An 8,139-nucleotide genomic window follows, 5' to 3' on the forward strand; every position below is an offset into this window, starting at 1 on the left:
CCGGGCGTCATGTGTGAAACTCCGCCGATGAGCTCACAGACGATCACCGCGGCCGCCGCGGGCACCTGGCAACTCGGCGACCTGCCCGTCCACCGACCTCGGCCTTCGCCTCTTCGATCACCCGCTGGTCGAGTCGGCACATCGGGCGGACGTCGGTGACCAATGGTTCGTTGTCGGGCCCGCGGGCGGTCTCCTTGCCGGTGAGCACCCAGGGGTGCACCCCCGGCCCCTTGTCGTGCGGAAGATGCGCGTAGTCGTGCAGACGGCGGGCCACCCAGACCCGCACCGGCCGGCCCTCCCACCATTCCTCGACGCCGAGCGGGCTGGCGGACAGCCCCGGCAGGGAGACGCCCGTCAGGTCGTCGGTGCTGGACACCTCGCGGAGATCGGTCTCCGGGCCGCGCGACCAGCGGACATACAGGCCCCGGTGCCGTTCGACGAGCTCGGCGAGTTCGTCGAGCGACCCTATGACCCGCAGATCGTCCTGTGCACTCATGTCATGACCTCCTTCCTCGACGTGGTCGGGCGGTCGGAGTACCCGCCCGGCAGGAGCGGAACCGGCCGTTCGGGTACCGAGCGGTGCGGACGCCCGGCCGGGGTTAGGCTCGCGGCACACCCCTGCCGCCGCGGAGAGGAGCCGACCATGAGCGTGCGCGTGCGCCGTGTCTACGAGCCCGCCGAGCCGGAGGACGGTGCGCGGGTCCTGGTCGACCGGCTGTGGCCGCGCGGCCTGGCCAAGGACGCGGCGCGGGTGGACGAGTGGCCGAAGGCGCTCACCCCCTCGACGGAGCTGCGCCGCTGGTACCACGCGGGCGAGGGCCCGTACGAGGAGTTCGCCGAGCGGTACGAGGCGGAGCTCGCCTCCGACGAGGCGTCCGCGGCGCTCGACGGTGTGCGTGAGCTGGCCCGTGCGGGCGACGTGACCCTGCTGACCGCGTCGAAGACGCCCGAGCAGAGCCACGCCACCGTGCTGGTCCGCCTCCTCGAATCCTGAAGGGACGGACCGTCCCTCGAGGTCAGGCGGTCTGTTTGGCGGCCGCCCGTCCCGCCGCCCGGCCCGAGAAGAGACAGCCGCCGAGGAAGGTGCCCTCCAGGGCGTTGTAGCCGTGGACGCCGCCGCCGCCGAATCCGGCGACCTCGCCGGCCGCGTACAGTCCGTCGATCGGCTTGCCGTCGGTCCCGAGGGCGCGGGAGTCCAGGTCGGTCTGGATGCCGCCGAGGGTCTTGCGGGTGAGGACGTGCAGCTTGACGCCGATCAGCGGTCCGGCCGCCGGGTCGAGGATGCGGTGCGGGGTGGCGACCCGGCCGAGGCGGTCGCCGATGTAGCGGCGCGCGTTGCGGATGCCCTGTACTTGGGCGTCCTTGGCGTAGGGGTTGGCGATCTGAAGGTCGCGGGCCTCGATCTGGCGCCGGATCTCGGCCGCGTCGAGCAGCGGCTTGTCGGTGAGTTCGTTCATCTTCGCGACGAGCTGTTCGAGGCCGGACGCGGTCACGAAGTCGGCGCCCTTGCGCAGGAACGCGTCGACCGGTCCGGGTGCGCCCTTTCCGAGGATGCGTTCCTTGAGGAATCCGGCCCGGTCCTTGGCGGTGATGTCGGGGTTCTGCTCGGATCCCGACAGCGCGAACTCCTTCTCGATGATCTTCTGCGAGAGGATGAACCAGGAGTGGTCGTATCCGGCGATGTCCTCGGTGGTGCGCAGGTGCTTCAGGGTGCCGAGGGTGTCGTAGCCGGGCAGGAAGGGCCCGGGCAGGCGGCGGCCGAGGGCGTCGAACCACATCGAGGACGGTCCGGGCAGGATGCGGATGCCGTGGCCGGGCCAGATCGGGTCCCAGTTCTGCAGGCCCTCCGTGTAGTGCCACATGCGGTCGCGGTTGACCAGCCGGACGCCTGCCTCGGCGCTGATGTCGAGCATCCGCCCGTCGACGTAGGCGGGAACGCCGGTGACCATCTCGCGCGGCGGGGTGCCGAGGCGCTCCGGCCAGTAGCGGCGGACGATGTCGTGGTTCGCGCCGATGCCGCCGCTGGTGACGATGACGGCCTGGGCGGTCAGTTCGAACTCGCCGATCGCGTCGCGGCTGGAGGCGGCGCCACGGGGTGCGGGGTCGTCGGCCAGGACCGTGCCGCGCACGCCCCGGGCGGTGCCGTCCTCGACGACGAGCGCGTCGACACGGTGGCGGTGGTGGAAGGTGAGCAGTCCGTCGCGGGCGGCCTGCTCGGCGTACCGCACGAACGGTTCGACGACGCCGGTGCCCGTGCCCCAGGCGACGTGGAAGCGGGGCACGGAGTTGCCGTGCCCGTGTGCCGTGAGGTCGCCGCGTTCGGCCCAGCCGACGGTGGGCAGGAACGTGATGCCGTGCCCGTCGAGCCAGGACCGCTTCTCCCCCGCGGCGAACTCGACGTAGGCCCGGGCCCAGCGCACGGCCCAGGAGTCCTCGTCCTCCAGCCGGTCGAAGCCCGCGCTGCCCCGCCAGTCGCTCCAGGCGAGGTCGAAGGAGTCCTTGATGCCCAGGCGGCGCTGCTCGGGCGAGCCGACGAGGAACAGCCCGCCGAACGACCAGAAGGCCTGGCCGCCGAGGTTGGCGGCGTTCTCCTGGTCGACGAGGGCGACCCGCCGGCCCCTGCTGGTCAGCTCGTGCGCCGCGACCAGGCCGGCGAGACCTGCTCCGACGACGATGACATCGGCATCCATGGCGACCGTCCCTTCCTCAGTGCTTCGTGTGATCGGGGGTGCCGCTGCCGTCGGTCAGCAGGGCCGTGAGCAGTTGCTTCAGCCAGGCGCGGGCGTGGTCCAGGTCCCGGTCCAGCAGCAGTTGCGTGGTGACACCGTCGTACGCGGCGACCACGGCACGGGCGGCGCCGTCGGTGTCGCCCAGCACGGCGGGCAGTGCGGTGTGCCCGCGGGCCCGGCCGAGCCGGTCGGCGATGGCCTGCCGCAGCCGCGCGCGGTGTTCGAGCAGGCTGCGCGCCACCTCCGGGTCGCGGGCGGCGTGCACGAGGAAGTCCGTCTTCACCAGAAGCCAGTCCCGGTCCAGGAGCAGCACGTCGGTGACGCGGTCCACGGCGGCGGGCACGTCGAGGTCGGGTCCGTCGAGGGCGAGCGCGCCGGACACCTGCTCGGCGATCAGGTCGGCCCGTTCCCGGTAGAGGGCGAAGAACAGCTCGTCGAGGCTGGAGAAGTTGGAGTAGAAGGCGCCCCTGCTGTAGCCGGCGGCCTCGCAGACCTCCTCGATCGAGACGTGGCCGAAGCCCTTGGCCGCGAACACGGAGAACGCCGCCCCGAGGAGGTTGGCGCGGGTGTGGACCCGGCGTCTGGTCACGCGTCCGGTGGTTCCTTCGGCCGCCATGTCGGCCCTCCTTTCGGTCTTTCGATACACGACTGTATTGGATACATCGATGTATCGAAAGGCCGACTCCTCATGGAACATCTTTTCGATTCCGAGGTACGCTGGCCCCATGCACCTCCAGGGCTCCCTCTTCGACCAGGCCGATGAGCTGCGCCTCGGCCCTCTGGACGGGATCAGCCGTACCGACCTCGGCTTCGGAGCCTGGCTCGACGTGCTGCCCGGGTGGCTCAGCGGCTCGGACGAACTGTTCGAACAGCTGGCTGCCGAGGTTCCGTGGCGGGCGGAGCGGCGCAAGATGTACGACAACGTGGTCGACGTCCCCCGCCTGCTGGCGTTCTACGGCGTGGACGATCCGCTGCCGCACCCGGTGCTGACCCAGGCGAGGGACGCGCTGAGCGCCCACTACGGCGAGGAGCTGGGCGAGCCGTTCACCACGGCCGGGCTCTGCTACTACCGCGACGGACGCGACAGTGTGGCGTGGCACGGCGACCGGATCGGACGCGGTGCGCGCGAGGACACCATGGTCGCGATCCTCTCGGTGGGGGCACCCAGGGACCTGCTGCTGCGCCCGCTGCAGGGTGGCCGGGACACCGTGCGCCGTCCGCTGGGACACGGCGACCTCGTCGTGATGGGCGGCTCCTGCCAGCGCACCTGGGAGCACTCGATCCCCAAGAGCACCCGGGCGACGGAGCCGCGCATCAGCATCCAGTTCCGCCCGCACGGCGTGCGCTGACGGCGGACCGAACACCCCCGCAGCACGACCTCGTTGAGTGGACCCGGCGATTCCGAACGCCGCCGGGTCTGCTTCTCTTCTCCCGTCGGGCCGGTACCGGGAACCACACAGGGGCAGGGCGATCATGCGGGCGGACGTACACCAAGTCGCGGACGGCACCTACCTGGTGCACGGCTCCAGCACCAACTGGGTGATCCTCAAGGAGGGGGACGCGGTCACGCTGGTCGACACCGGCTACCCCGGCGACCGGGAGCGGGTCCTCGCCTCGCTCGCGCAGGTGGGCAGCGCCCCGGAGGCGGTGGAGGCCGTACTGATCACGCACGCGCACAACGACCACCTGGGATCCGCCGAGTACCTGAGCGCCGCCCACGGCACCCCCGTTCATCTGCACGAGGCCGAAGTGCCGCACGCGCGCCGGGAGTTCCTGCACCAGGTGTCCATCGGGACGGTACTGAGGAACGGCTGGCGGCCGGGAGTGCTGCCGTGGGCGGTGCACGCACTGCGCTCGGGCGGCACGGCAGACGTGCCCGTCACCGCTCCGCGGGCGTTCCCGGCGGCAGGCGCCCTGGACCTGCCCGGGCGGCCGGTGCCCGTGCACACGCCGGGTCACACCGACGGCCACTGCGCCTACCACCTGCCCGGCACCGGTGCGCTGATCTCCGGGGACGCGCTGGTCAGCGGGCACCCCACCTCGCGGGTCGAGGGGCCGCAGCTGCTGCCGGACATGTTCCACCACGAGCGGCCGCGTGCCCTGGCCTCCCTGGACGTCCTGGCGCAGCTGGAGGGCGAACTGCTGCTCCCCGGGCACGGACCGGTGCACCGCGGGCCGGTGCGGGACGCCGCTCTCCTGGCCCGGGAACGCGCCCTCTAATCTGATGTGACGATCGGCGGCGAGACAAGGACACCCGGCCCATGGCACTGCAGATCAGCGCGACCAATCCGGAGCACCCCGCGCTCCTGCTCGAACTGCCGTGGGACGTGCCCCTGGAGGAGTGGCCGGAGGAGTACCTGGTGCCGCTGCCGCGCGGTATCTCCCGGCACGTGGTGCGCTACTCACGGGCGGGCGACGAGGTGATCGCCGTCAAGGAGCTGGCCGAGCGCCCGGCGCTGCGCGAGTACGACATGCTGCGCGACCTGGACCGGCTCGGCATCCCGTCGGTGGACCCGCTGGCCGTGGTCACGGGCCGCACCGACGCGAGCGGTGCCCCGTTGGAAAGCGTCCTGGTCACCCGGCACCTGGGCGGCTCGATGCCGTACCGCTCGATGTTCGAGACGACCATGCGCCCGGCCACCATGCACCGGCTCATGGACGCGCTCGCCGTGCTCCTGGTGCGGCTGCACCTGGCCGGGTTCGCCTGGGGCGACTGCTCGCTGTCCAACACCCTCTTCCGGCGCGACGCGGGCGCCTACGCCGCGTACCTGGTGGACGCCGAGACAGGCGACCTGCATCCACAGCTCAGCGCCGGGCAGCGGGACTACGACCTCGATCTCGCCCGGGTGAACATCAGCGGGGAGCTGCTGGACCTGGAGGCGTCCGGGGCGCTGCACCCGTCGGTGGACCCGATCGAGTTCGGCATGGAGATCTGCGCCCGCTACCGCGGCCTGTGGGACGAACTGACCCGTGCCTCCGTCTACCCGGCGGGCAAGTACCACTACATCGAGCGCCGGATCCGCCGCCTGAACGACCTCGGGTTCGACGTCGCCGAGATGCAGATCGAGCACGCCTCGAACGGCGACACGGTCAGCTTCGTGCCCAAGGTCGTCGACGCGGGCCACCACCAGCGGCAGCTGCTGCGCCTGACCGGTCTCGACACGGAGGAGAACCAGGCCCGGCGGCTGCTGAACGACCTGGAGAGCTGGATGGCGACCCAGGACGACTACGCGCCGGGCGACCCCCTGGGAGCGCGCCCCGAGGTGCTGGCCCACCGCTGGGTGCGGGAGGTGTTCCGGCCGACCGTGCGGGCCGTGCCCGTCGAACTGCGCGGCGCCATGGACCCGGCGGAGATCTACCACCAGCTCCTGGAACACCGCTGGTACCTGTCCGAGCGGGCCCAGCACGACATCGGCCTCGACGCGGTGGTCGAGGACTACATCCAGAACATCCTGCCCAAGGCCAGGAAGACACTGCAGCCGACGGCGGAGTGAGGGGCCGGCGCCCTCACACCGGCGGCACCACCGCCACGGGGCAGTCGGCGTGGTGCAGCATCCCGTGTGCCACCGAGCCGATGCGCGCCCCGACGGCCGTCCGGTGGGCCCGGCGGCCCACGACCATCAGCTGGGCCGTCCCGGCCACCGACAGCAGCACCTGACTCGCGCTGCCCATCTCCACGTGCTCCTCGACGGGCACGTCGGGGAAGCGTTCCCGCCAGGGCCGGACCGCGGCGGCCAGGTTCTTCTTCTCGTACGGCTCCAGTCCCCCGGCCTCGTCGAGGAGCTTCAGCGAGCCCGGGCTGTAGGCGAAGACGGGCGGCAGGCTCCAGGCCCGCACGACCCGCACGGTCGCCCCCCGCGCGGCGGCCGTCTCGAAGGCGAAGCGCAGTGCGTCGGCGCTGTCCTCCGGGTCGCCCTGCTGGCCCACGACGATCTCCCGCCCTGCGGCCTCGGACGAGGGCTGGTCGCCGGCCCGGACGAGCACCACGGGCCGGACGGCCTCGGCGATCACCTGCTGGCCGATCGAGCCGAGCAGGAATCCGACGATGCGGCCGTGCCCACGCGAGCCGAGGACCAGCATCTCGGCGTCGGCCGCGGCGGCCACCAGGGTGTCGGCCACCGCACCCTCGATGACATCGGTGGTCACCGCGAGGTCCGGATGCTGTTCGGTGACGGTCCCGACGGCCTCGGTCACCGCGCTGTGCACCCACTCGGCCTGGCTGTCCGCGCCCGTGTCGACCGCGGTCTCGATCAGCTCCGGCGTCTGGACCCGCCAGGCGTGCACCACGCGCAGCGGCCGGTCGCGCCGGACCGCCTCCCGCGCCGCCCAGGCGAGGGCCGCGAGGCTCTCCTGCGATCCGTCGACCCCTGCGGTGATCGGGCGTGTCATCCCGCTGCCTCCCTAGTCACGATCACTACCTGCCGCCGCCCAGTCTTCACTACGCCCGCCGCGGCGGATCTCCGAATCGGAGCGCTGCGCAGCGATCGAACATACGATGGGCGGAGGTCGGCGCGGTGCTCCGGGGCGTCGTGCCGTGAGTCGACCGCCCGGCGTGGGGGACGTATGGCACAGGCCGCCGATTCGGCGCGGACCGTCATCATGACCGTGGACGACGACCCGGGTGTCTCCCGGGCCGTGGCCCGGGACCTGAGGCGGCGGTACGGCGCGTCGTACCGGATCGTGCGGGCGGAGTCCGGCGCGTCCGCGCTGGACGCGCTGCGGGAGCTGAAGCTGCGCGGCGATCTCGTGGCCGTGATCCTGGCCGACTACCGGATGCCGCAGATGAACGGCATCGAGTTCCTCGAACAGGCCCTCGACGTCTATCCGGGCGCGCGGCGCGTGCTGCTGACCGCGTACGCGGACACGAACGCCGCGATCGACGCGATCAACGTCGTCGACCTCGACCACTATCTGCTGAAGCCGTGGGACCCGCCGGAGGAGAAGCTGTACCCGGTCCTCGACGATCTGCTCCAGGCGTGGCGGTCCAGCGACTTCCGGCCCGTGCCCAGCACCAAGGTCGTGGGGCACCGGTGGTCGTCGCGCTCCTCGGACGTACGGGAGTTCCTGGCCCGCAACCAGGTGCCCTACCGCTGGTACTCCTCCGACGAGCCGGAGGGGCGGCGGCTGCTGGCCGCGGCCGGCGAGGACGGGTTGCGGCTGCCGGTGGTGATCACGCCCGACGGGACTCCGCTGGTCGAGCCGGAGGCCGTCGACCTCGCCGACCGCGTCGGGCTGGCGACGACCCCGACGGCCGACTTCTACGACCTGGTGGTCATCGGCGGCGGCCCGGCGGGGCTCGGCGCGGCCGTCTACGGTGCCTCCGAGGGGTTGCGCTGGAGTAGAAGGTGGCGGCGGTGCCGCTCGCCAGGGACGCGTCGAGGACGTCGCCGAACCGCCGCACCCCGAGGTC

At 72.1% G+C, this 8,139-nt stretch carries 9 protein-coding genes; 5 read left to right on the forward strand and 4 right to left on the reverse strand.

What is annotated here, in order from left to right; all coding sequences use genetic code 11:
- Positions 1 to 43 precede the first annotated feature (43 nt).
- A complete protein-coding gene (locus ABT116_RS36290; RefSeq protein ID WP_351642989.1) occupies positions 44 to 496 on the reverse strand; it encodes a DUF6098 family protein in 453 nt (150 codons plus the stop codon).
- 147 nt (positions 497 to 643) lie between these two features.
- On the opposite strand from ABT116_RS36290, the gene ABT116_RS36295 reads away from it, so the two are divergent.
- Positions 644 to 994, forward strand: coding sequence for a DUF488 domain-containing protein (locus ABT116_RS36295; protein WP_351642992.1), 351 nt, complete (start codon positions 644 to 646; stop codon positions 992 to 994).
- Positions 995 to 1,016: 22 nt separating this feature from the next.
- On the opposite strand, the gene ABT116_RS36300 is transcribed toward ABT116_RS36295, so the two are convergent.
- Positions 1,017 to 2,690, reverse strand: a complete 1,674-nt coding sequence (locus tag ABT116_RS36300) for an FAD-binding dehydrogenase (protein WP_351642996.1) — start codon at positions 2,688 to 2,690, stop codon at positions 1,017 to 1,019.
- A gap of 16 nt (positions 2,691 to 2,706) precedes the next feature.
- Positions 2,707 to 3,345, reverse strand: coding sequence for a TetR/AcrR family transcriptional regulator (locus ABT116_RS36305; RefSeq protein ID WP_351642999.1), 639 nt, complete (start codon positions 3,343 to 3,345; stop codon positions 2,707 to 2,709).
- A 109-nt stretch (positions 3,346 to 3,454) separates the two neighbouring features.
- Between ABT116_RS36305 and ABT116_RS36310 the strand changes: the two genes are divergently transcribed.
- From ABT116_RS36310 to ABT116_RS36320, 3 genes are all read left to right on the forward strand, one after another.
- Positions 3,455 to 4,078 carry an alpha-ketoglutarate-dependent dioxygenase AlkB gene (locus ABT116_RS36310; RefSeq protein WP_351643003.1) on the forward strand — a complete coding sequence of 208 codons (624 nt, stop codon included), beginning with the start codon at positions 3,455 to 3,457 and terminating at the stop codon, positions 4,076 to 4,078.
- Between the two features lie 124 nt (positions 4,079 to 4,202).
- Positions 4,203 to 4,949 (forward strand): MBL fold metallo-hydrolase, encoded by a 747-nt coding sequence (locus tag ABT116_RS36315; protein ID WP_351643006.1) that lies wholly within the window; start codon positions 4,203 to 4,205, stop codon positions 4,947 to 4,949.
- 41 nt (positions 4,950 to 4,990) lie between these two features.
- Positions 4,991 to 6,223 carry a DUF4032 domain-containing protein gene (locus ABT116_RS36320; RefSeq protein ID WP_351643008.1) on the forward strand — a complete coding sequence of 411 codons (1,233 nt, stop codon included), beginning with the start codon at positions 4,991 to 4,993 and terminating at the stop codon, positions 6,221 to 6,223.
- 13 nt (positions 6,224 to 6,236) lie between these two features.
- Here ABT116_RS36320 and ABT116_RS36325 read toward each other — a convergent pair whose 3' ends face one another.
- On the reverse strand, positions 6,237 to 7,118 hold the full coding sequence (locus ABT116_RS36325) for a universal stress protein (RefSeq protein WP_351643011.1): 882 nt from the start codon (positions 7,116 to 7,118) through the stop codon (positions 6,237 to 6,239).
- Between the two features lie 174 nt (positions 7,119 to 7,292).
- On the opposite strand from ABT116_RS36325, the gene ABT116_RS36330 reads away from it, so the two are divergent.
- On the forward strand, positions 7,293 to 8,139 hold an 847-nt coding region (locus tag ABT116_RS36330; RefSeq protein ID WP_351643014.1), incomplete at its 3' end, for a response regulator.

It is taken from the genome of Streptomyces sp. NPDC002130 (genome assembly GCF_040296465.1).
Taxonomy (GTDB): domain Bacteria; phylum Actinomycetota; class Actinomycetes; order Streptomycetales; family Streptomycetaceae; genus Streptomyces.

Excerpts from the sequence above, each read along its gene's own strand:
- ABT116_RS36290 (WP_351642989.1), bottom strand. The coding sequence starts at position 496 with ATGAGTGCACAGGACGATCTGCGGGTCATAGGGTCGCTCGACGAACTC.
- ABT116_RS36295 (WP_351642992.1), top strand. The coding sequence starts at position 644 with ATGAGCGTGCGCGTGCGCCGTGTCTACGAGCCCGCCGAGCCGGAGGAC.
- ABT116_RS36300 (WP_351642996.1), bottom strand. The coding sequence starts at position 2,690 with ATGGATGCCGATGTCATCGTCGTCGGAGCAGGTCTCGCCGGCCTGGTC.
- ABT116_RS36305 (WP_351642999.1), bottom strand. The coding sequence starts at position 3,345 with ATGGCGGCCGAAGGAACCACCGGACGCGTGACCAGACGCCGGGTCCAC.
- ABT116_RS36310 (WP_351643003.1), top strand. The coding sequence starts at position 3,455 with ATGCACCTCCAGGGCTCCCTCTTCGACCAGGCCGATGAGCTGCGCCTC.
- ABT116_RS36315 (WP_351643006.1), top strand. The coding sequence starts at position 4,203 with ATGCGGGCGGACGTACACCAAGTCGCGGACGGCACCTACCTGGTGCAC.
- ABT116_RS36320 (WP_351643008.1), top strand. The coding sequence starts at position 4,991 with ATGGCACTGCAGATCAGCGCGACCAATCCGGAGCACCCCGCGCTCCTG.
- ABT116_RS36325 (WP_351643011.1), bottom strand. The coding sequence starts at position 7,118 with ATGACACGCCCGATCACCGCAGGGGTCGACGGATCGCAGGAGAGCCTC.